The 21,292-nt window shown below is 57.5% G+C and carries 20 protein-coding genes; 13 read left to right on the top strand and 7 right to left on the bottom strand.

The window, feature by feature from the left end:
- Window positions 1-136 precede the first annotated feature (136 nt).
- From PD282_RS25720 to PD282_RS25710, 3 genes are all read left to right on the top strand, one after another.
- A complete protein-coding gene (locus PD282_RS25720) occupies window positions 137-1,192 on the top strand; it encodes a Gfo/Idh/MocA family protein (RefSeq protein WP_274654485.1) in 1,056 nt (351 codons plus the stop codon).
- On the top strand, window positions 1,189-1,953 hold the full coding sequence (locus PD282_RS25715) for a sugar phosphate isomerase/epimerase family protein (RefSeq protein WP_274654483.1): 765 nt from the start codon (window positions 1,189-1,191) through the stop codon (window positions 1,951-1,953). The genes PD282_RS25720 and PD282_RS25715 overlap by 4 nt, the downstream gene beginning before the upstream one ends.
- Window positions 1,954-2,240: 287 nt before the next feature.
- Window positions 2,241-2,723: a hypothetical protein gene (locus PD282_RS25710; protein WP_274654482.1), complete on the top strand. Its 483-nt coding sequence runs from the start codon at window positions 2,241-2,243 to the stop codon at window positions 2,721-2,723.
- A gap of 227 nt (window positions 2,724-2,950) precedes the next feature.
- On the opposite strand, the gene bioB is transcribed toward PD282_RS25710, so the two are convergent.
- Complete coding sequence (gene bioB, locus PD282_RS25705) at window positions 2,951-3,946, bottom strand: biotin synthase BioB (protein WP_274654480.1); 996 nt, start codon at window positions 3,944-3,946, stop codon at window positions 2,951-2,953.
- A 367-nt stretch (window positions 3,947-4,313) separates the two neighbouring features.
- Here bioB and PD282_RS25700 point away from each other — a divergent pair, with 367 nt between their 5' ends.
- From PD282_RS25700 to PD282_RS25690, 3 genes are all read left to right on the top strand, one after another.
- Window positions 4,314-4,814 carry a glutathione peroxidase gene (locus PD282_RS25700; protein WP_274654479.1) on the top strand — a complete coding sequence of 167 codons (501 nt, stop codon included), beginning with the start codon at window positions 4,314-4,316 and terminating at the stop codon, window positions 4,812-4,814.
- Window positions 4,815-5,011: 197 nt separating this feature from the next.
- Complete coding sequence (add, locus tag PD282_RS25695; protein ID WP_274654477.1) at window positions 5,012-6,061, top strand: adenosine deaminase; 1,050 nt, start codon at window positions 5,012-5,014, stop codon at window positions 6,059-6,061.
- 101 nt (window positions 6,062-6,162) lie between these two features.
- Window positions 6,163-7,479: a deoxyguanosinetriphosphate triphosphohydrolase family protein gene (locus PD282_RS25690; protein WP_274654475.1), complete on the top strand. Its 1,317-nt coding sequence runs from the start codon at window positions 6,163-6,165 to the stop codon at window positions 7,477-7,479.
- Between the two features lie 142 nt (window positions 7,480-7,621).
- Here the strand turns inward: PD282_RS25690 and PD282_RS25685 are convergent, their stop codons facing one another.
- The gene (locus PD282_RS25685; RefSeq protein WP_274654473.1) at window positions 7,622-8,053 is read right to left on the bottom strand and encodes a cupin domain-containing protein; all 432 of its coding nucleotides are present in this window, start codon (window positions 8,051-8,053) and stop codon (window positions 7,622-7,624) included.
- A 398-nt stretch (window positions 8,054-8,451) separates the two neighbouring features.
- Between PD282_RS25685 and PD282_RS25680 the strand changes: the two genes are divergently transcribed.
- From PD282_RS25680 to PD282_RS25655, 6 genes are all read left to right on the top strand, one after another.
- Window positions 8,452-8,592: a helix-turn-helix transcriptional regulator gene (locus tag PD282_RS25680; protein ID WP_274654471.1), complete on the top strand. Its 141-nt coding sequence runs from the start codon at window positions 8,452-8,454 to the stop codon at window positions 8,590-8,592.
- A 471-nt stretch (window positions 8,593-9,063) separates the two neighbouring features.
- Complete coding sequence (locus tag PD282_RS25675; protein WP_274654469.1) at window positions 9,064-9,675, top strand: YIP1 family protein; 612 nt, start codon at window positions 9,064-9,066, stop codon at window positions 9,673-9,675.
- A gap of 13 nt (window positions 9,676-9,688) precedes the next feature.
- Window positions 9,689-10,771 carry an efflux RND transporter periplasmic adaptor subunit gene (locus PD282_RS25670; protein WP_274654467.1) on the top strand — a complete coding sequence of 361 codons (1,083 nt, stop codon included), beginning with the start codon at window positions 9,689-9,691 and terminating at the stop codon, window positions 10,769-10,771.
- Complete coding sequence (locus tag PD282_RS25665) at window positions 10,768-11,460, top strand: ABC transporter ATP-binding protein (protein ID WP_274654465.1); 693 nt, start codon at window positions 10,768-10,770, stop codon at window positions 11,458-11,460. The genes PD282_RS25670 and PD282_RS25665 overlap by 4 nt, the downstream gene beginning before the upstream one ends.
- Window positions 11,457-12,665, top strand: coding sequence for an ABC transporter permease (locus tag PD282_RS25660; protein ID WP_274654463.1), 1,209 nt, complete (start codon window positions 11,457-11,459; stop codon window positions 12,663-12,665). Before PD282_RS25665 ends, PD282_RS25660 begins: the two co-directional genes overlap by 4 nt.
- Entirely contained in the window at window positions 12,658-12,912 is a 255-nt protein-coding gene (locus PD282_RS25655; RefSeq protein ID WP_274654461.1) for a hypothetical protein, read from the top strand. Before PD282_RS25660 ends, PD282_RS25655 begins: the two co-directional genes overlap by 8 nt.
- Window positions 12,913-12,987: 75 nt before the next feature.
- Here PD282_RS25655 and PD282_RS25650 read toward each other — a convergent pair whose 3' ends face one another.
- From PD282_RS25650 to PD282_RS25640, 3 genes are read right to left on the bottom strand one after another with little or no spacing between them, the layout of a single operon-like run.
- Window positions 12,988-14,976, bottom strand: a complete 1,989-nt coding sequence (locus tag PD282_RS25650) for an ABC transporter ATP-binding protein (RefSeq protein ID WP_274654459.1) — start codon at window positions 14,974-14,976, stop codon at window positions 12,988-12,990.
- Window positions 14,973-16,697 carry an ABC transporter ATP-binding protein gene (locus tag PD282_RS25645; protein ID WP_274654458.1) on the bottom strand — a complete coding sequence of 575 codons (1,725 nt, stop codon included), beginning with the start codon at window positions 16,695-16,697 and terminating at the stop codon, window positions 14,973-14,975. The genes PD282_RS25650 and PD282_RS25645 overlap by 4 nt, the downstream gene beginning before the upstream one ends.
- 16 nt (window positions 16,698-16,713) lie before the next feature.
- Window positions 16,714-17,205: a MarR family winged helix-turn-helix transcriptional regulator gene (locus PD282_RS25640; protein ID WP_274654456.1), complete on the bottom strand. Its 492-nt coding sequence runs from the start codon at window positions 17,203-17,205 to the stop codon at window positions 16,714-16,716.
- A gap of 228 nt (window positions 17,206-17,433) precedes the next feature.
- On the opposite strand from PD282_RS25640, the gene PD282_RS25635 reads away from it, so the two are divergent.
- Window positions 17,434-19,095 carry a glutamine--tRNA ligase/YqeY domain fusion protein gene (locus PD282_RS25635; RefSeq protein ID WP_274654454.1) on the top strand — a complete coding sequence of 554 codons (1,662 nt, stop codon included), beginning with the start codon at window positions 17,434-17,436 and terminating at the stop codon, window positions 19,093-19,095.
- Between the two features lie 82 nt (window positions 19,096-19,177).
- On the opposite strand, the gene PD282_RS25630 is transcribed toward PD282_RS25635, so the two are convergent.
- Window positions 19,178-20,281, bottom strand: coding sequence for a copper amine oxidase N-terminal domain-containing protein (locus PD282_RS25630; RefSeq protein WP_274654452.1), 1,104 nt, complete (start codon window positions 20,279-20,281; stop codon window positions 19,178-19,180).
- A 122-nt stretch (window positions 20,282-20,403) separates the two neighbouring features.
- A complete protein-coding gene (locus tag PD282_RS25625) occupies window positions 20,404-21,267 on the bottom strand; it encodes a helix-turn-helix transcriptional regulator (RefSeq protein WP_274654450.1) in 864 nt (287 codons plus the stop codon).
- Between the last annotated feature and the right edge of the window lie 25 nt (window positions 21,268-21,292).

The following is a 21,292-nucleotide window of genomic DNA, read 5'->3' as shown; positions in this document are numbered from 1 at the left end:
CGGAAAATCAAACGAGTCCATTTTTTTGAAGGTTCGCTCCATTGTTATTTTGGCGTGCGTTCTCAATAATTGAAATAGACGGACGTTCTATCGAACATTAAATGAAAACGCTTTAACGCCGAGAGGAGAGTGACCGATGAGCAAGACATACCGCGTAGCCTTTATCGGCTGCGGCAGACGCGCGCACGAGCATGCGGTCGGGGTCAAAGCCGATGCGAGGTGCGAAGTGGTCGCGCTGTCCGATATCAATGCGGAAGCCGCCGCCGCCCTGAATACCGAATTCGGCTTCGAGGGTGTTGTCTACACCGATTATAAGGAGATGCTGGCCAACGAACGGCCGGACGTCGTCATTCTCTGCCTGTGGACGCCGCTTCATCTCCCCGTTTTTCGCGATTGCGCGGAAGCGGGCGTCAAGGCGCTGCTGTCGGAGAAACCGATGGCGCCGACCTGGGGCGACTGCCAGGAGCTGGCGCGGATCGCGGAAAGGACCGGCTGCCAGCTGACGTTCTCCCATCAGCGCCGTTTCTCGTCCGGCAACCGGGCGGTGCGGAAGATGATCGGCGACGGGGTGTTCGGCAAGCTGCTGCGCATGGACCTGTTCTCGCCGCCCAATCTGCTCGACTGCGGCACGCATACGTTCGACCAGGCGCTCAGCTTCATGAACGAGTGCCCGGCCAAATGGGTGCTCGGCGCCGTCGACGCGAGCGAAACGTATAACTGGTTCAACGTGCCTTCCGAGTCGGTGGCGGCCGGCATCATCGTCTTCGAGAACGGCGTGCGGGCCAACATCCAGCTGGGCGGGCCGGACATGGACATCTGGGGCGGCGTCCGGGTCATCGGGGAGAAAGGCTTCATCGAGGTATTCTGGGACGGCGAATTCCGCCAAGCCGCCGTGTACGCTGATCCGTCCTGGAAGCCGCCCGTTATCGAGCTGCAGCCCGGCGAGCAGATGATCGGGCTTGTCCGCAATGCGCTCGACTGCCTGGAAACGGGCGAAGAGCCCGAGCTGTCCTACAAAAAGGCGCTGCGCGCGGCGGAAATTATTTTCGCCTTCTACGAATCGGTCCGCCGTCATGCCCGCGTGGCGCTGCCGCTTGAAGGCGTGACGGACAATCCGTTCATTACGATGCTGGAGAACGGGGCGTTCGCGCACTCCGCCGCTTACAAAATAAAGGAGGTACAATCGAAATGACAAGACCGAAGCTCGGCCTGATCGGACTCATTCATGAAGAAGTGAAGCAGGATTTATGGGGCACGCTGAAGCGGGTCGCGGAAATCGGATACGAGGGCATCGAAGGGGCGCATTACTTGCTGCAGGGCGACGTCAAAGAAAACGTCAAGCGGTTCCACGACCTCGGGCTGCGGGTCGCGACGCACAGCGCCGGCAAGGACGCGCTGCGGGAAGATCTCGACAAGATCATTGCGGACGCCCATGCGCTCGAAACGTCGCATGTGACGATGTGGTGGGCGACCTGCAACTCCCGGGAAGAGGTGCTCCGTGACGCCGAGCTGTACAACGCCGCGGGGGAGCGGCTGGCCCGCGAAGGACTGAAATTTTGCTATCATAACCACGATCACGAGTTCAAAACGACGTTTAACGGCGTATATGCGCTTGACCTTCTGGCGGAGTATACCGATCCCAAGAACGTGTTTTTCCGGCTTGACGTCGCCTGGATCGCGGTCGGCGGCGCGCAGCCGGCGCATATTTTGAAGAAAATGGCGGGCCGCGTTCCGGCGATCCACCTGAAGGACGTCTACGGGACGGACGAGGTCGGCAAATGGACGGCCGTCGGCACCGGCGTCGTCGACATCAAGGGCTCGATCCAGGCGGCGTGCGAGATAGGCGGCGTGGAATGGATGACGGTCGAGCAGGATAAGGTGCGCAACCTGACTCCGTTCGAGACGGTCACGGTCAGCTATTTGAACCTGAAGGAAGCCGGACTGCTCGGGTAACCGCGGAACAGTCGGAACCGCAAGCAAGCACGCGCTCGAAAACCTCCGGGGCTCTATAAAGGGTCCGGAGGTTTTTTCGTTTTCTTCACCGTGCGCGGCTCCCTATCCGCGGTGTTTCGCTGCATGAGAGCGCCGGTCGACCACGCGGAGATGCCCGCGGCAGGAGGGGCGGGTTAACCGGTCCCGCGGTGAATAGAGAAGCGAAACCGTTTCCATAATAAAGCGTAAGAAGGATTGTTTCCGCTATGCTATGATACGAAAGGAGAGAGAGCGAAAGGAGGGGTTCCGTGTTTGCGTTTATCCTTTTTATCGTGGGTGTCGTTGCAGTCAGCCTGATTTTCTTTATGGTCTCCGTCATTGCCGCCAAAAACAACAAGACAAACGCAGAGGGGGATGTTATGTTTCACAAAATTTATCAGTACCTGATTTTGTTCGTGACGCTGATGATGGTTCTTGGGGGAAGCGTTGGCGTGTTTATGGGGCTTGCCGATCTCGTCGCTCCTTCTTCGTATTACCAGACGTACGACGAATACAAGCAGATGCGCACCGGGATCGCGCTGGACGGCAAAGGCAATCCGAAGCCGGCGGACGGGCAGCAGCTGTCGGACGAACAGCTCAGGAAGGATTACGACCTGATGCTGTCGGAGCAGAGGGAGCGGACGGAGCGCCAGGCGGTCAACACGATGATCAAATCCTTGGGCTGGATCGTCGTTCCGCTGCCGGTATTCATCTACTTCAAACGCCGCTTGAATAAAGAGAAAAACGCCTGACCTGCCAGCCGCAGCCTCCGGACCGCTTTCCAAGTGCCGGAGGTTGTTTGTTTCGCTCGGCTGTTTGCAGGGGCAGGCGGCTGAAGGTACGAATTGTGCCTGATGAAGCCGCAAGATCCCATTCGATTTTTCTGAGGCTTCTCCCTTGAAAAAGGTTTGACCGCCGCCCGGGCCGGGGCCCGCGTCAGCGATCTTCCCCTCCGAAGCGCTTCGTCCCCTCATGTTTTCTACAGCGCGCACATTTCGATTTCAAACCCAAGATCTTCGATCATCCGATGGTCGGCGTCCGCTTTCTGACCTTCGGTCGTCAAATAGTCGCCGACGAACAGCGAATTCGCCGCATAAAGCGCCAGCGGCTGCAGCGAGCGCAGATTCACCTCCCGGCCGCCCGCGACGCGGATTTCCTTGGATGGGCAGACGAACCTGAACAGCGCAAGCACCTTCAATGCCTTCATGGCCGGCGTACGGCCGGCGTTCTCCAAGGGAGTGCCGGGAATGGCGTTCAAAAAATTGACCGGGATCGAATCCGCATCCAGTTCCCGGAGCGCGAAGGCCATGTCGGCGATTTCCTCGTGCGTCTCGCCCATGCCGATAATGACGCCGGAACAGGGGGACATGCCGGACCGTTTCGCTTTTTCCACCGTTTCTACCCGGTCGTCGTACGTATGGGTCGACGTGATCGACGGGAAGTTCGCTCTGCTTGTGTTCAGGTTGTGATTGTAGCGGTGAACGCCGGCCGCGGCCAGCTTCTCCGCCTGTCCGTCCTTCAAAATACCCAGGCAGGCGCAAATTTTAAGCGGCATCGTCTCGCGGATTTCCTTTACGGCCAGGGCAACCTGCTCCAGCTCCTTCTCGGTCGGACCTCTGCCGGACGCGACGATGCAGTATGTACCCGCTTTGCGGTTCATCGCCTCCCGCGCGCCGGCGAGCAGCGTTTCCTTATCGAGCAGCGAATATTTCGAGACCGAAGCCGAAGATACGGCCGATTGCGAGCAGTAGCCGCAGTCTTCGGGGCACAGGCCGCTTTTGGCGTTCATAATCATATTCAGCTTGACCTTCCTGCCGTAAAAATGCTTTCGTACCTGATAAGCCGCCTGTAAAATCGGCAGCACCTCGTCATTGTCCGCTTCCAGCACCGCAAGCGCTTCCGCCAAGTGAAGTCGCTCTCCGTCAAGCGCTTTATGCGCAAGCTTGAACCAGTCCGTCTTCGCCGTGATTGTCATGTCTCGCACCTCTCCCGATTTTATTTGCCGCCCCTACTTTCTTACGGCATGTATCCTATGGCCGCCAGGTCAGCTAGTTCCTGCAATCCCGCATAGTTGCGGCTGGGATGCTTTTCGCCGTGATTTCTGGACAGCGCCTGATTATTAATTGTTAACCTGAATTTGTTCATTATGGTTAACATATAAGGTGATGCCATTTTAGCAGGGGGCGCCTCGCATGTAAAGGAAAATTTAACAGTCTTTCCCTCCCGCGCGTCCTTGATGCTTGACTTCCCTGGAAGAAATCGCTACGTTTGAATCAAATGCTATCCGCCGGCCGATTGCCGGAAGCCGCATTCGAACGAATATTTGGAGGAGGTAACCGATCATGACCACGGTTTACGATTTTGAGGCGAATACGATTACCGGCGAGCCGAAATCATTGTCCGACTACAAAGGCAAGGTGCTGCTGATCGTCAATACGGCCAGCAAATGCGGCCTTACGCCGCAGTACGAGGGGCTTCAGGCGCTCTACGAGCAGTACAAGGGACAAGGCCTCGAAATTCTCGGCTTCCCGTCGAACCAGTTCGGCCAGCAGGAGCCGGGCACCAACGAAGAGGTGCAGTCCTTCTGCAAAATCAACTACGGCGTGACGTTCCCGCTGTTCGCAAAAACCGATGTCCGCGATGAGACGGCGCATCCGCTTTTTGCCTATCTGACGGAAGCGGCGCCGTATCAGGGCGAGGACGCGGCGGAGAGCGGCAACGACAACTCGATCCGCTGGAATTTCACGAAATTCCTGATCGGCCGCGACGGACAAGTCGTCGGCCGTTTCGAGCCGAGGGTCGTACCGAATGACATCAAGCCCTCGATCGAGTCGTTGCTGTAACGGAAGTTTTGAATGGCAGCCTGAAAATTTCGGCCGGCTGCTCCATGAAAATGGGGCATTTCGGCCGTTTTTGGTTTAGAATAAGATTACGCGGCTTGTCCGTGGCAAATCGGTGTGAATAAACCTCATTTAAAATGAGAGATCGGCGTCATAAGCCGCTTGACTTGAATACGATAATCGGAGGAGGGGGAGAATCGGTGTTGACGTCCGTTCATGAGGAGCAAAAGCGAAGAATGGCCGCATTTCCGAAGGTCGACCTTCATGTCCATCTGGACGGAAGCGTGCGGCCGGAAATGCTGCTGGCGCTTGCCCGGGAGCGGAAGCTCGCTCTTCCCGCCGACACTCCGGAGGCGCTGCTTGCCTATATGACCGTCCCGGACGACTGCGAAAGTCTGCGGGACTACTTGAAAACCTTCGATTTCGTGCTGCCGTTCATGCAGGACGGCGAGGCGCTGGAGCGCATCGCCTGCGATCTTGTCCGGCAGGCTGCGGAGGAGCGCTGCCTGTACATGGAGGTGCGCTTTGCGCCGCAGCTGCATACCGCTGGCGGCATGACGCCGGACGCGGCGATCGCCCATGTGCTGAGCGGTCTGCGGCAGGGCGAAGCGGAATTCGGCGTCGCGAGCCGGGCGATCGCGATCTGCATGCGGCATCACGATGCCGATGTGAACCGTCCGGTCGTGGAGGCGGCCGCCCGGTTCCGGGACCGCGGCGTTGTCGCCGTCGATCTGGCCGGGGACGAAGCGTCGTTCCCGGCATCGCGGTTCCGCGGCTTGTTCGGGCTGGCGGCCGGGCTCGGGCTCCCGGTCACGATCCACGCAGGCGAAGCGGCCGGGCCGGACAATGTCCGCGAGGCGGTGGAACGGCTGGGCGCCCGGCGGATCGGCCACGGCGTACGGCTGACGCAGGACCGGTCCGTGCTTGAGCTCGTCAAAGCGCGGCGCATCCCGCTCGAAATGTGCCCGGTCAGCAATCTGCAGACCAAGGCGGTGGAGCTGTGGAGGGACTACCCGCTGCCGGATTTTTTGCGCGAAGGGCTTGCCGTGACGGTCAATACGGACAACCGGACCGTCTCGGGCACGACGCTAACGCGCGAATATTTGACGCTCATGGAACGGTGCGGACTTGCCGAGCACGACATTGCCGGTCTGGTCCGCGGCGCGCTGGACGCGGCATTTGCCGGCGAGGACGTGAAAACGCCGCTGCGGCGAAAAATGAACGAAGCGTTCGTGGAGCTTGGGCTGTAATGCCGCCATGAGCTGCCCGGGCGCGGGCCCGGGCGGGCAAGCCGGCCGCGTGCAGACGCGTGCTCTCTCGCTCGCACGGCAGATCAGAAAGGAAGAAGCCGATGAATGTACGCAAATTGCGTTTATACGATACCGAAAATGTGCATTCCAGCGAGGATCGCGACGAATACGAGAAGGATTACGCCAGGCTGATCCAATCGCCGGCTTTTCGCCGTCTGCAGGGGAAATCGCAGGTATTTGGCGCGGGGACGGGCGACTATTACCGGACGCGTCTGACGCATTCGCTGGAAGTGTCGCAGATCGCCCGCGAAGTGGCGCGGCGCCTGAACAAGACGGAGCCCTTCCTGGCCAAAACCGCTCATCCGGGGCTGGTCATTCAGCCCGAAGTGGTCGAAATCGCCGCGCTTGCGCACGACCTGGGGCATCCGCCCTTCGGCCATAAAGGGGAAGAGGTGCTGAACCGGCTGCTGACCGCCGAGCACGGGCTGCCCTATGAGGGGAACGCGCAAAATTACCGCATTCTCATGTTTCTCGAGAAGCGGGCGGGCAGCGACAGCGGGCTCGATTTGACCGCCGCCGCGCTGCTGGCGATCAACAAATATCCGTTCAGCCTCGAGGAGCCCGGGCGGCTGAAGGGCGTGTATCCGAAGGAGTGGGAAGGCATCCGGTATTTGCGCGGGCTGTGGGGCATGCCGGAGGGCTGCGCGACGCTTGAGGCTCAGCTGATGGACCTGTGCGACGACATCGCTTATTCCACGCACGACATCGAGGATGGCATCCGCGCGGGCAAAATCCAGATGAACCGCAGCTTTTTCGAAGACGACCGGCTGGCGGCCCATCTCGTGCAGGAAATCGTGGAGGATACCGGCAATACGAACGTCGGCTGGGATCAGGTCGATATTTTGGCGATGGTTCGTTCGGTATGCGCGCGTTATTTGGAGCAGTGGGAGGCGGTCTACGCCGAAAGCGGCCGCGAGGCTTCGCGCGCCAGACGCGAAATGAAAGCCCGCTGGGTGAGCAAATTCGCCGGCAGGGTCGGCATTATCGACGATGCCCGCACCGGCTGGAAGCGGGTCACGTTCGTGGCGGACGGCCAGGAGGACCTGGAGCTGCTGCGGACGATGGAAATTTTGAAAAAGCTGGCGTGGGTGACGCTGATCAAAGATTTTCGCGTGCAGCGCCTGCAGAAACGCAGCGAAATCATGCTCCAACGGCTGTGGGAAACGTTCAAGCGTGAGGAGACGGGACGGCTCATCGTGCCGCCCGACTGGATCGAGAGCTTCGAGCGGCTGAAGGACAACTGGACGTGGCCGAGGCTCGTCGCCGACTACATCGCCGGCATGACCGACGCTTACGCCGAGAAAGTATACGGCGAGCTGTTCGCGAGCCGCACGGGCTCGATTTACGAGCGGGATTAGCAGACATGTGCGGGCAGAAGAACGGCGGAAATGGACCGGTTCTGCGAGAGGGAGCGGCTCCTCCGAGCGAAGAGCGCAGTGACCCTGCTGCAAACGAACGTTTGCGGCAATCAGCCGTTATCTTTAGGTGTCGATCCCTATGTCAGGGGCTGTGAATCAGCTCGGAATCAAACCGCTCGAACAGCCGCCTCATCGATTCCGGGTCCCGCTTGTCTGTGGCGTGAATGGCGTCAATCAAGGCACGGATCCTCGCGGTCATAATAATCAAATATCGCGCCGGCTCTTGTCTGGGATTCCAGTACGTGTGCGGTTTACCTCGCGGCGCGATTACCGCTCCGCCGGCGGAAGCCTCCACCGTTTCGTCCCCGATCCTGAAAGCAAGCGTGCCTTCAAGCACATACCATGCCTCGTCATCCGAGCGGTGGACATGGAGCGGCGCGATAAACTCCGGCTCTCGGTCCTGCGAGCAGCCGGGAGCGGTCCATTCCGCAAGCACCAGCTCCGCCTCATCCGGTGCGAGAGTGCATTCCGCAGCAGATGCCGCGAAGAAATCGAGCTTTTTGCGATCGAACAAAAGTACCGCCTCCTGTAATAAGCGTATTGAATTCGGAGCCCCTCCAAAGACTAACAATCGCATGCAGAATGGTAGGGATGATTCCCAGCTTCTTTACAATATTTCTTCTTACACTGTACTTAGTCTCTACATACAGTTCTAAAGATTAACAATTGTACTGTTCATCATGTGCAGGCAGCATCCCAAATGAAATCTCCGGCATCGGACCTTCAAATACCATCTCACTTCGATTCATATGTTACTCCTTCCCAATTTTGTAATCTCAATTATATAATAAGAATATTATGAATTGTAAATATCTATCTGCGGGATTAAGAAATAGGGCTGTTGATTATGGAATTCAGGAAAAGTTTCATTGTGCTGGGGGCGTTCATTTTTCCGATGCATACGGCTGGCTGATGAATTACAGTGTGCTGCGCATCGCTTCGGAAATGGGGATTGCCGAAGGGACGGTGCGCAGCTTGATCAAGAAGGTCTATGCGAAAACGAAAATCAGCAATAAGGGGCAGTTTATGCGGGTGTTCGGTTCATCCGTATAACCGGAAAATCTAGCGGCTCGGCGAAAGCGCATCCATCCGTCACAGCAGCCTGGTCAGCCAAATAATGATCAGTACCCATACCATTGCCGAAAATCCGATTGCGGCCAGCAGTCCCCAATTGAATCGTCTGAACATCGGTATCCCTCCCGGTTCCCCTTTAATAGTCAGTATGGACCGGTTTGTCCGCTATAAAACGCGGGTACGCTCTTTCTTCTATTATACGGGACCGCCTGACGATTTATCGCAAGAGAAATCGCCTGACGAGAGAAATTCCGTTGAAACCTCAGCCTCAGCCTCTCCGTAAAACAATCTGACAGGAAAATTTCCTCTGTGCATGAAAAAACATGCAGATTCTAAAGTTTTTATTAATGTTGACTCTATTTGTTGTCAGCCCTATGCAGGTCAACTATAATTTTTCCATAAATCCGATCGATCGGGAGGAAAAGGACGAGCCAACTATTCACCGTATTGGTGTCGCCCGAAGCGGCCTTCAAGAAATTGAAGGAGGGGGGCGGATGGTGGGTAATTCTCGTCATTATCGTCATGCTCGCCGCCGGTACGTGGCTGCAAATGCCCATCATTCATAAGACGGTTCACGAGCAGCTTCAGAAGGCGCCTGTTCAGGGCGTATCGGAATCCAGCGTCCTGCGCATCGCTGAGGTCGGGGCATACATAGGTTCAATCGTTTCGCTTATCGTCATCTTCTTCATCACGGGATTGCGGCTTAAGCTGGTGAACGCGCTGGTTCAAGGCGAAGCCAAATATATGCAGCTGGTGAAAACGGCCATATATGCTTCAATTCCGGGCGTTATCGGAGCTCTCTTAACCGGAATTCTGCTGAGGGCAACGGACGCCGGCAGTATAAACGACATCATCCTGAGTCCCGCCGCTTTGCTCCCGGTGAAGAAAGGGATCCTTTTTGTCATCCTGAACATTTTCAATCCCTTTTCGCTATGGGGACTTGGGCTTCAGGTCGTCGGAACGAAGGTCATGACCGGTGTCAGGTCCGGAAAAGTGACCGTCTATGTGATTGTGATTTGGCTGATTTTGACCGTTATTGGCGGTTTGATCGGCAGCAGATAGGGGGAAACGCTTCTTGAAGAAAAAAATCGGAATCGCGATTATCCTGGGCGCTTCCATTTTGCTTTTAATCGCCTGGAACTTGTTTCAAATCAATAAAAGCTTGAAGGTCGGCCTGACTTCGCCCAGCGAAGGGACGATATCGGCCAGCGTGTTCGCGAGCGGCAAGCTCGAGGCGGCCAAGACGTATACGGTTTACAGCCCGGTAACCGCCCCGATTCGGGATGTGGCCGTTCAGGAGTGGGATGCCGTCGAACAAGGACAGACGCTTCTGACCTTCAATATGGATGACATCAAGCTGCAATTAAAGCAGGAGCAAAATACGCTGAAATCGCTGGAGGACCAGAAAACGTCCGTGCTGAAGAAGCATTTCGACGACGTCAAAACGCAGTTTGCCAATCATGAGATCGATTCTGCCGCGGACGTTGAAAAACCGGATACCGCTTCGGTGGACATGCAGATTGCGAACGAGAAGCTGCTGATCGATTCGCTGCAGACGAAGCAGGAGGCCGCATCGCTTGCGGCAATCGGCAGCGGAACGATTGTGGAGCTGGATGCGGAGGCGGGCCAATCGATCGCTCAAGGGGCGAAAGTGGCGGTCATTACAAATACGAATCATCTTCAGGTCAAAGCTTCGCTGCTGGAGGTCGATGCTTCAAATGTGAAGCCGGGGATGGAAGCGGACATTACCGGCGACGCGTTTCCGCAAACCGTCAAAGGGAAGGTTACGGCCATCGCTCCGGTGGCGACAACCGCATCGGCGGACGCTACCGATTCGTCCGTACAGGTTGTCATCGAGGTGGACAATGCCGGAACCGATCAGCAGGCGAAGCCGCTGAAGCCGGGCTACGACGTGAATGTGGAGTTTGCTTTGCCGGGCGATCCGCATCTCTTGCTTCCGTTAAATGCCGTCGGCCGTGAAGGAGACCGTTCGTTCGTGTATAAAGTGACGGACGGCCGCGCCGTCAAGACGGAAATTACGGCGGGCCAGGACGATGGAGAACGGGTCGAAGTGCTGAAGGGGCTTACGGCTTCGGACCGGGTCGTGTCGGACGTATCCGGAAACATCAAGGACGGAACCAAGGTGAAGGCGTCGTGATTCGGCTGCAGGGCGTTTCCAAAAGCTACATCAACGGCGATATACAGGTTCAGGCGTTGAAGGCCACGGATTTGACGATCGGGGCAGGCGAATTCGTGGCGATTATGGGCCCTTCGGGCTCCGGTAAATCCACCGTCATGAATATTCTCGGATGCCTGGACGTGCCTACGGAAGGAAAATATTTTCTGGACGGCCGGGAAGTGCAGTCGCTGCAGGAAACAGAGCTGGCCGCCATCCGTAACCGCAAGATCGGTTTTGTGTTCCAGAATTTTAATCTCATGCCCAAGCAGAGCGTGCTGCGCAACGTCGAGCTGCCGATGGTTTACGGCGGAGTCGGCAGATCCGAGCGGAGAGCGAGAGCGGCCGAGCTGCTCCAAAGGGTAGGTCTCGGGGAGCGATTGTCCCACCGTCCGAACGAGCTGTCGGGAGGCCAGCGGCAGCGGGTGGCGATTGCCCGGGCGCTCGCGATGAATCCGACCGTTCTCCTGGCGGACGAACCGACCGGCAATTTGGATACGCAATCCTCGATCGACATTATGAAGCTGTTTATGCAGTTGAACGACGAAGGCGTCACCGTTGTCATCGTCACGCACGAACCGGATATTTCGGCCTATTCGAAACGAATCCTGCGCTTCACCGACGGTGCGCTGCTGGAGGATCGGTGGAACGAAGACAGGAGGCAGGAATGAATCTGCTCGAAAGCATTCTCGTATCTTTGGAAAGCTTGCGCGACAACAAATTCAGATCGTTTCTGACGATGATCGGTATCGTGGTCGGCGTGGCTGCGGTGGTAACCGTCGTTTCGGTCGGTCAGGCGGGGAAGTCCTCGATCGTATCGGATATCGATAATTATGGCGAAGGCTTCTTTATCGTGGTTCCGGACTCTTCGCAGGGAATCAGCACGAGCGAACGGCTGGTGCCGACGCTGGAGGATGTGAAGGCGCTGAGCCGAAATGCCGGAGTAGCGGCGATTTCCGGTCAAACGAACGCCGTCCTGGAAGGCAAAGCGAACAGGGACGACATCCGGTTCTCATTAAGTGCGACGACGGCGGACCGGGTCAAGGTGGAAAATATCAAGCTGACCGCAGGCCGCTTCTTTACCGGCTCCGAGGAGCGTTCCCGCCGCAAGGTGCTTGTCGTCGAATCGAATTATGCCGAGACTTATTTCGGCACGGACGAGCGGGCGATCGGCCGCAAAGTGCAGATGAACGGTTCCAATTACCAAATTGTTGGGGTGTATGAGACGCCAAAAGGCTTGTTTTCCATCCCGACAAAAAATCAATATTCGGCTTATGTTCCCATCGAAACGGTTTCCTCCGCTCTCGGAGGGGGCGTCAGTCGGCTGAGCACGTTATATGTGAGGGCGGATTCGGGCGACGCAGAGCTAATGGCCAGAGTGATCGATCAGGTGAAAAGCACGCTCGCCAGCCGTCATCAAACGACCGCCGCGGCTTATTTCTCGCAAACGGGGGAAGAAGCCCAGAATCTGGTCGGCTCCGTGTTCAGCATCCTGCAAATCATTATCGGATCGATCGCCGGCATCTCCTTGCTTGTCGGCGGAATCGGCGTCATGAACATCATGCTCGTTTCCGTCACCGAGCGGACCCGGGAAATCGGAATCCGCAAGGCGATCGGAGCGACGCCCGGCGTTATTCTGTGGCAATTTATCGTCGAGGCCGTGGTGCTTTGTTTTATGGGCGGCATATTAGGGGCCCTGCTGGGGCTTGGCGGCGCTTATTTGTTCTCGCTCATTACGAAATGGCCGTTCCTGGTTTCGTGGTGGGCCGTCCTGCTGGCATTCGGATTTTCCGCCGGCATCGGGCTGTTCTTCGGCATTTACCCCGCGAGCAAGGCTGCCCGCATGCAGCCGATTGAATCGCTTCGATATGAATAAAAGAGGCGCGGCCGTTCCGGCGGGCGGTCTCTTCGCCGACCGGCGCCCCGCCGAGCGGCGGCAAAAAAATCGCGTGCGACGTTCACGCGATTTTTTTTGTTATTGGAAAAGGCGAGCTGTTCGTTTTATTTTATTCCAAGTCGCCTTATCATCTCTATTTGAGGGAAAATATTGCATTTTTCCAAAGGCCGGTGTCAGCCGTTTCTTCTTGGAAGAGAAGAACGAATATCATCCGGCCTATCGTTGAACTTCAATTCTTAAGCAAAGAGACGGGTTTCGCCGCCAAAGGTCGGCGAAACCCGTCTCTGCTTGATTGGAGCGATCAAATCGCTTCCTGACGTTTGCGGCGGCTGAACTGGCTGTGATACAGGTCGGCGTAAAAGCCGTTCTTCGCCAGAAGCTGCTCGTGCGTTCCCTGCTCGATGACCGAGCCGTGATTCATGACGAGAATCAGGCCGGCGTCGCGGATCGTGGACAGCCGGTGCGCGATAACGAAGCTCGTGCGCCCCTTCATCAGCACGCTCATGGCTTGCTGGATGTGGATCTCGGTCCGCGTATCGACACTGCTCGTCGCCTCGTCGAGAATAAGGATTGCCGGATCGGCGAGTATTGCCCGGGCAATCGTGAGGAGCTGCTTCTGCCCCTGCGAGATGTTCGACGCCTCCTCGTTCAGTACCGTATCGTAGCCGTCCGGCAGCGTGCGGATAAAATGGTCCGCGTATGCCGCGCGCGCCGCCTGCACGACCTCCTCCTCGGTCACGCCCGTGCGGCCGTAGGCGATATTGTCGCGAATCGTGCCGTTGAACAGCCACGTATCCTGCAGAACCATACCGAACAAGCTGCGCAGCGAGCCGCGTTTGTAGGCGGTGATATCGGTGCCGTCGACCGTAATCCGGCCGCCGCTAAGCTCATAAAAACGCATGAGCAGGTTGATGAGCGTCGTTTTACCGGCGCCTGTCGGCCCGACGATGGCGATTGTCTGCCCGGACTTGACGTCGATATTCATATCCTCGATAAGCGGGGCGTCTTCCTTGTAACCGAACTTGACGTGCTCGAACCGGACGTCGCCATTCGGCGGTTTGACGGCATGCGCTGACGCTCCAACGGCGGAAACGCCGCCGCCGGCAGACGAACCGGCCGCAATTTCCTTTGCATCGGCCGCTTCCGGCACCTCCTCCGCTTCGTCAAGCAGCTCGAATACGCGCTCCGCCGAAGCGATCGTCGATTGAATGACGTTGGCGATTTGGGCCGTCTGCGTAATCGGCATCGTGAACTGGCGCGAGTAGGAGATGAACGCCTGCACGTCGCCGATCGTGATTTGCCGGTGCAGGACGAACAGGCCTCCGGCCACGCTGACAAGCACATAGCCGATGTTGCCGATGAAGCCCATAAGCGGCATGATCATGCCGGAGACGAACTGCGCCCGCCAGCCGGACTGATACAGCTGCTCGTTCACTTCATTGAAACGCGCGATCGATTTTTCCTCGTGCCCGAACGCCTTGACAATGCCGTGGCCGGTATACATTTCCTCGACGTGGCCGTTCAGCTCGCCGAGCGACTTTTGCTGCCCTTTGAAATACAGTTGGGACCGTTTGGCGATCATTTTGATCGCAACGAAGCTGAGCGGCAGCGTTACGATCGTGATGAGCGTCATGACCCAGCTGATCGAAAACATCATGATGACGACGCCGACCAGCGTGACAATCGACGTAATGAACTGCGTCAAGCTCTGCTGCAGCGTGCCGCTGATGTTGTCGATATCGTTGACGGCGCGGCTCATGATTTCACCGTGCGTGCGCGAATCGAAAAATTTGAGCGGCAGCCTCGCCAGCTTCTCGTTCACGTCCTTGCGCAGGCCGTAAACCGTCCGCTGCGCGACGCCGGCCATGACGTACTGCTGGATGAAGCTGAACAGCGAGCTGATCAAGTATAAGCCGGCAAGAACAACTAATATTTGCCAAATATAGGCGAAATCGATTTTCGCGCCGGGGACGCCGTTTATTTTCCCCATCAGTCCTTCGAACAGCGCCGTCGTCGCTTTGCCCATAATTTTCGGTCCGAGAATCGAGAACACGGTGCTGAGTGTCGCGGTCGCAAATACGACGGTAAGCGCCAATCGGTGAGGCTTCAGGTAGCCGATCAGGCGCCTGAGCGTGACTTTGAAATTTTTGGCCTTCTGGACGGGCATGCCGAGCCCGGCCGCACCGCCCCGGCCCGGGCCGAATCCGAAATTGGCCGGAGCCGGACCTCCTCCGCCCGGGCGCTGGCCCGGACCGCCCGCTCCCTGCGGGCCGCGCTGCTGCTCACTCATGCGATCTCCTCCTCCGACAGCTGAGACGCCACGATTTCACGGTAAATGGCATTCGTCGCCAGCAGCTCCTTATGCGTGCCGATGCCGGCGATTTTGCCTTCATCGAGCACGATAATGCGGTCCGCCTCCATCACGGTGCTGACCCGCTGGGCGACGATCAGCACGGTTGCGTCCGTCGTTTCGGAGCGGAGCGCCTCCCGCAGGTTGGCGTCCGTCTTGAAATCGAGCGCCGAGAAGCTGTCGTCGAACAAGTAGATCGAAGGCCGGCGGACGAGCGCCCGGGCGATCGACAGCCGCTGCTTTTGCCCGCCGGATACGTTCGTTCCGCCTTGGGCTATAATCGAGTCGAAGCCGTCCTTCATCCCGGAGACGAAGTCGCTGGCTTGGGCGACGGCTGCCGCATGCCGGACTTCCTCGTCGTCGGCGTCCTGCTTGCCGAACCGGATATTGTCCGCGACCGTGCCGGTAAAGAGCACCGCTTTCTGAGGGACAAGCCCGATGACGGAGCGCAGCCGCTCCTGCGTCATCTCGCGCACATCCACGCCGCCGATCCGGATTTGCCCTTCGGTCACGTCGTAGAAACGCGGAATCAGGTTTATCAGCGTCGATTTGCCCGAGCCGGTGCCGCCGATGATCGCGGTCACCTCGCCGGGGCCCGCTTTGAACGTAATGCCCGATATGGCCGGCATTTCCGCGCCCGGATAGCTGAACGAAACGTTGTCGAATTCGACCGTCGCGCTGAGATCCGCGCGTGATGGCGCCGACGGATCGTGGATGTCCGGCTTCATGTTCAGCACCTCGTTAATCCGGACCGCCGAAGCGGAGGCGCGGGGGATCATGACGAACATCATCGAGGCGAAAATAAGCGAGAACATGATCTGCCATGCATATTGAATGAAGGCGATGAGGTCGCCGACCTCCATATGGCCGGCATTGATCCGCTTGCCGCCGTACCAGACGATGGCGATGCTCGCCAGATTGAGCGTCAGCATCATGACCGGCATAAGCGAAGCCATGATCCGGTTGACTTTCACGGCGGTCTCAGTCAAATCCTGGTTCGCGTCGTTAAAGCGGCCCTGCTCGTGGGCGGTGCGGTTGAACGAGCGAATGACGCGGATGCCGGTTAAATTTTCGCGCAGCACGAGGTTCAGCCGGTCGAGCTTCGCCTGCATCGCCTTGAACAGCGGCACCCCTCTGCTGACGATGGAATAAATAATGAGGCCGAGCACCGGCACGATGGCGACAATGATCAGCGACAGCGCAGGGTCCTTGATGACCGCCATGATGATGCCTCCGAAGCACATCATCGGGGCCATGACCATAACGCGCATCATCATCGTCAGCACCTGCTGCACCTGCGTAATATCGTTCGTCGTGCGGGTGATGAGCGAAGCGGTGCCGATCTGGTCGAATTCGTGCAGCGAGAACTGCGAGACGTGCGAGAACACGCGGCTGCGCAAATCTTTACCGAAGCCGCCCGCCGCCTTGGCGGAAAGAAAGCTGGCGCCGACCGAGCAGGCCGCGCCAAGCAGCGCCACGAGCAGCATGAAGCTGCCGATGCGCCAAATATACGGGGTGTCGCCATGCACGACGCCCTGATCGACGATATTCGACATGAGCGTCGGCAGGTACAAATCCGTCAGCGACTGCAGCAATACAAACAGCAGCACGAACAGGACGGGAATGCGGTACGGCTTCAAAAAATGTAAAAGCTTCAGCATCGGTACGGAATCACCTTCATTCGTTTGGTTTCGGTTCCGGTTTCATGCAGGGGTCGGATTTACCATCCTTGGCGTCCAAAAACCGGTAAACGTCGGTCAGCAGCTCGGTCAGCTGCACGGTGCGATCCGTTCCGAGATAGCCGATAAGGTCCTGCATATCGCGATGCAGCTCATGCTCGGCAATCTCGGTCAAACGACGCCCCTCCGGCGTCAGCCGGACGAGTACGACCCTGCGGTCGCCCGGATCGGACGTTCGTTCGAGCAGACCGCGCGCCTCGAGAACGTTAAGCGACTGCGTAACGGTCGGCGAGGCGACGCGCATGAAATTCGAAAGCTCGGACGCTTTAACGCCCTCGGGCTTGTGTTCCGTCGTTCTGCGGACGACATACAGCATAATCGATTCGGCCGGCGTGCAGCCTTCGATCGGTTTCATGTTATGGCGCAGCAGGCGGCCAAGCTGGCGGATCGCTCGGATGAGCGCTTCGGTTATGTCGCGGTCTGGAGGCATTGTTGACGCATCACTCCTTCGGATTACGAAATATTTACTTAGCTAAACTAACTATATTCGCGCGAACAGGTAAAGTCAACGGCTTCTTTGAAATTTTTATGCGCAATTTCCGGCCTCTTCCGTAATCGATTGGCTTCTCTCTAAAATCTAGCGGCCGCTATTTATAAACCGGGGAGAAATTGTGTATTATAGTAGGATAATCATGTTATCCGGGAAAGGTTGGTCGCCTTGGACAATAAAACATCATCCTCCAACTTTATTAGAAATATCGTCGAGAGCGATTTGAAGGAAGGCAAAGTGAGCGAGGTCATCACGCGCTTTCCGCCGGAGCCGAACGGCTATCTGCATATCGGCCACGCCAAATCGATTTGCCTCAACTTCGAACTGGCGGACGAATTCAAGGGGCGCACAAACCTTCGGTTCGACGACACCAATCCGCTGAAGGAAGACACCGAGTTTGTAGAGGCGATCAAGGAAGACGTGCAGTGGCTCGGTTTTGAATGGGACGAGCTTCACTTCGCTTCGGATTATTTTGAGGAATTGTACAATCGCGCCGTGGTACTCATCAAGAAAGGCAAAGCGTACGTGTGCGACCTGACGGCCGACCAAATCCGCGAAATGCGCGGCACGCTGACCGAGCCGGGCCAAAACAGTCCGTACCGCGACCGCAGCATAGAGGAGAATCTCGATCTGTTCGCGCGGATGCGGGCCGGCGAGTTCAAGGACGGGGAAAAGGTGCTGCGCGCCAAAATCGACATGTCTTCGCCGAACATTACGCTGCGAGACCCCGTGCTCTACCGCATCGCGCATGCGCATCATCACCGCACGGGCGACTCCTGGTGCATCTACCCAATGTATGATTACGCACATCCGATCAGCGATGCGATCGAAGGGGTCACGCATTCGATCTGTACGATGGAATTCGAAGATCACCGTCCGCTGTACGACTGGGCGATCCGGGAAAGCGAGATGGAATCGGAGCCTCATCAGTACGAATTCGCGCGTCTGAATTTGACGAATACGATCATGAGCAAGCGGTATTTGAAAATGCTGGTCGATAACGGCATTGTCGACGGCTGGGACGATCCGCGCATGCCGACGATCAGCGGGATGCGCCGCAAGGGCTATACGCCCGAGGCGGTTCGCGCCTTTTGCCGCGAAATCGGCGTTGCCCGTGCAAACAGCGTCGTGGACGAACGGATGCTGGAGCATTTTATCCGCGAGGATCTCAAGCTGAAGGCGCCGCGCACGATGGCCGTGCTGCAGCCGCTGAAGGTCGTCATCACCAACTACCCGGAAGGGCAGGTGGAGATGCTCGAAGCCGAGAACAACGCCGAGAACGAAGCGATGGGCAGCCGCCAAATTCCGTTTTCGCGTGAAATTTATATCGAGCGGGACGACTTTATGGAGAATCCCCCGAGCAAATATTTCCGGCTGTTCCCGGGCAACGAGGTGCGGCTGAAATCGGCGTATTTCATTAAATGCGAAGAAGTCGTCAAGGACGCGGACGGCAACGTCACCGAGCTGCGCTGCACGTACGACCCGGAGACGAAGAGCGGAACCGGCTTTACCGGCCGCAAAGTAAAGGGAACGATCCACTGGGTCGAGGCGTCGCAGGCCGTTCCGGCGGAATTCCATCTGTTCGAGCCGCTCTTGCTGGACGATGCCGAAGGCGAGGACGACAAGCCGTTCCTGGAGCGGATCAATCCGAATTCGCTCGAGGTGCTGAAGGGCTTCGTGGAGCCGAACATGCAGGAAGCGTCCGGAAACGACAAATTCCAGTTTTTCCGCCACGGCTATTTCAATGTCGACCCGAAAAGCACGGACGCGGGCCGCATCGTGTTCAACCGGATCGTGTCGCTGAAGAGCTCGTTTGACGTGAAGGCATAAAGCCGCAGCGCATGCGTTACCGTCTCAAACCGCCCGGACCTGCATGCTGCAGGCGAGGGCGGTTCTTTTTGTCCTGTGGGAATCATACCTGCGTTAATGGAACGGTATAATTTTTCCCATCGAATTTGAACTGGAGGCCTTTTGTTGTTCGCGTAAAGTTCTGCAGCCTGACCGTTTGATCTGTTGTTGTCTTATAAACAAGCGCTTCGTAGTTATAGCTGCCGTCCGGATTTCCCGGAATCTGGCTTAACGAAACGTAGAGCCCGTCCTGTTGAACGATTCCGAAGGAATGAAAATATCCGCCCGCCGAATGAAAGGTTTCGATTTTTTTTCGGCTTTGAGGCTCCGTAACCTTCATCGCCCACGCCTGGGATTCAAACGCCTGAGCCATTCCTTTTCCGATCACGTAAGTGTGATAGATCACGTAATCCCCGACGCCGTATATTCCGTCCAGTATCGTATATTTGCCGTCTTCGGCTGCAGGCAGCGCAAACAGCTTTCTGGATTGATGGATATTCAGGCTGTGAATTTTCGGATCGCTCAAATAAAAGGTATAAGGTTCGTCCGGATAATAGACGGTCGGGTCTCTGAATTCGGATCGCTCGGGCGCGGGAGACCAGACGATGCCCTTCGATGTCGATGCGGCAAAGCTGTACCGTTTAAGTTCTTCACTGACGACCGGAATCGTATAATGGGAGCCGTCAATGATGATCTCGGCCGTCTGTCGGCGCGCGGCGGTCGGATGGCTTGTTTCGGCCGGAGAATCGACAGAAACGGTTTTTCGGGCGGAGTCCCAGGTGACGGCGGCGCCCGAAAGTTCGGCGACCGATCGGAGCGGGACCATGACCCGATTATGCCGGAGAGCAGCTGCAGCCGGCAGAGGGTAGGTTTGACTTTCGCCCGTGGCAAAGGCTTCGCCGACTTTCAGTTTCACTTGTTGTTTGTTCAGCGCTAACGTGACCGTCTTATTCGGATGATCCCACGATACAATCCGAACTCCTTTCAATTCCGCTATGACGCTTAAAGGAACAAGCGTCGTCCCCTTTGAAATATAGGGGGAAACGCCGGATGCGATCATGCTGCCGTTGACCCGAATTGGGATCCTTTCCGCCGCCAGCGCATGACTCGATGCAGCGACAGCAGCGACGGCAAAAAACAAGACGGCAAGCTTCGCCCTTTTCCTCACTTTTATCAACCCCTCTCAACGTGCTCATTGGATAGACGTCAGAGAAACTCCGGAAGTTTCAAGCGGGATCCGGACAGCACCGGCCGCTCCATACCGCGGTCCGGCGCCCGGCCCGCTTACCGCTATAGCGAATACTGCTTGCGAAAGCGCAGCGGCGGCATGCCGGCGTACTGCTTGAAGCGGCTGGAGAAATACGGCGCGTACCGGAAGCCGACTTCCTCGGCGATTTGCGCGACCGGCCACTCGGTCTTGATCAGCAGCAGCTTCGCCTGCTCTAGCCGGTATTCGTGCAAATATTCCATCGGCGTGCAGCGGTACACCTCCTTCATGCAGCGGACGATGTAGTTCGGGTGAAAATGCAGCGCCTCCGCCAGCGATTCGTTCGTCACCTCGGACTGGTAATGCTGGCGCAAATACGCCTCCGTCCGCTCGGCCAGCGCCGCGCCGGGGGCGCCGCCGCCCTCGCCGCGCAGGCTTTCCTCGAGCAGCCGCAGCAGCTCCATGAACAGCTGCTGCTCGCTCCAATAGGCGGCGGACCGGCGCTCGCCCGAGTTGGCCGCCATTTTGCGCAGGTGGCGCTCGGCCATCGCAAGCTGCGGAGGCTCGGCGTATTGCGGCAGCCGCAGCGTATACGGGTTGGCCCACGTCTGCCGGACCGGGTAAGACGGAGAAGCGGAGGCGTCCAGTGCGCTCCATTTTCCATGATAATCGAAGTGAATCCAATAAAAGGCGGTCTCGGTTCTGCATGGAGCGGCCGCATAATGGTAGCGGTCCGGCAGCAGCAGCAGCGTCTGGCCCTGCGAAACCTCCCACTGCTTGTCGTCTTCCCCGATGTACAGCGTGCCCCGCATGACCCACAGCAAATCGAAAATGCCGAGGCTGCGCCGGTTCGGATGCTGCTCGCCCGGCATATAAACGGAATGCCCCGTCGTAATGTAATACGGCAGCGGCGGCGCCTCCATTTCAATGACCGTCGTCTTGTCCACCGCCGGCCCTCCTTTCCCGAAACAG

The sequence above is a fragment of the Paenibacillus humicola genome, from assembly GCF_028826105.1.
In the GTDB taxonomy this organism is placed as follows: domain Bacteria; phylum Bacillota; class Bacilli; order Paenibacillales; family Paenibacillaceae; genus Paenibacillus_Z; species Paenibacillus_Z humicola.
Note: the sequence above shows the minus strand (reverse complement) of the source record. Positions and strands in the feature narration are given on the sequence as shown.

What these genes read in the sequence shown, in the direction of transcription:
- PD282_RS25720 (WP_274654485.1), top strand. Translation starts at nt 137, where the DNA reads ATGAGCAAGACATACCGCGTAGCCTTTATCGGCTGCGGCAGACGCGCG.
- PD282_RS25715 (WP_274654483.1), top strand. Translation starts at nt 1,189, where the DNA reads ATGACAAGACCGAAGCTCGGCCTGATCGGACTCATTCATGAAGAAGTG.
- bioB (WP_274654480.1), bottom strand. Translation starts at nt 3,946, where the DNA reads ATGACAATCACGGCGAAGACGGACTGGTTCAAGCTTGCGCATAAAGCG.
- PD282_RS25700 (WP_274654479.1), top strand. Translation starts at nt 4,314, where the DNA reads ATGACCACGGTTTACGATTTTGAGGCGAATACGATTACCGGCGAGCCG.
- PD282_RS25690 (WP_274654475.1), top strand. Translation starts at nt 6,163, where the DNA reads ATGAATGTACGCAAATTGCGTTTATACGATACCGAAAATGTGCATTCC.
- PD282_RS25680 (WP_274654471.1), top strand. Translation starts at nt 8,452, where the DNA reads ATGAATTACAGTGTGCTGCGCATCGCTTCGGAAATGGGGATTGCCGAA.
- PD282_RS25660 (WP_274654463.1), top strand. Translation starts at nt 11,457, where the DNA reads ATGAATCTGCTCGAAAGCATTCTCGTATCTTTGGAAAGCTTGCGCGAC.
- PD282_RS25655 (WP_274654461.1), top strand. Translation starts at nt 12,658, where the DNA reads ATGAATAAAAGAGGCGCGGCCGTTCCGGCGGGCGGTCTCTTCGCCGAC.
- PD282_RS25650 (WP_274654459.1), bottom strand. Translation starts at nt 14,976, where the DNA reads ATGAGTGAGCAGCAGCGCGGCCCGCAGGGAGCGGGCGGTCCGGGCCAG.
- PD282_RS25645 (WP_274654458.1), bottom strand. Translation starts at nt 16,697, where the DNA reads ATGCTGAAGCTTTTACATTTTTTGAAGCCGTACCGCATTCCCGTCCTG.
- PD282_RS25640 (WP_274654456.1), bottom strand. Translation starts at nt 17,205, where the DNA reads ATGCCTCCAGACCGCGACATAACCGAAGCGCTCATCCGAGCGATCCGC.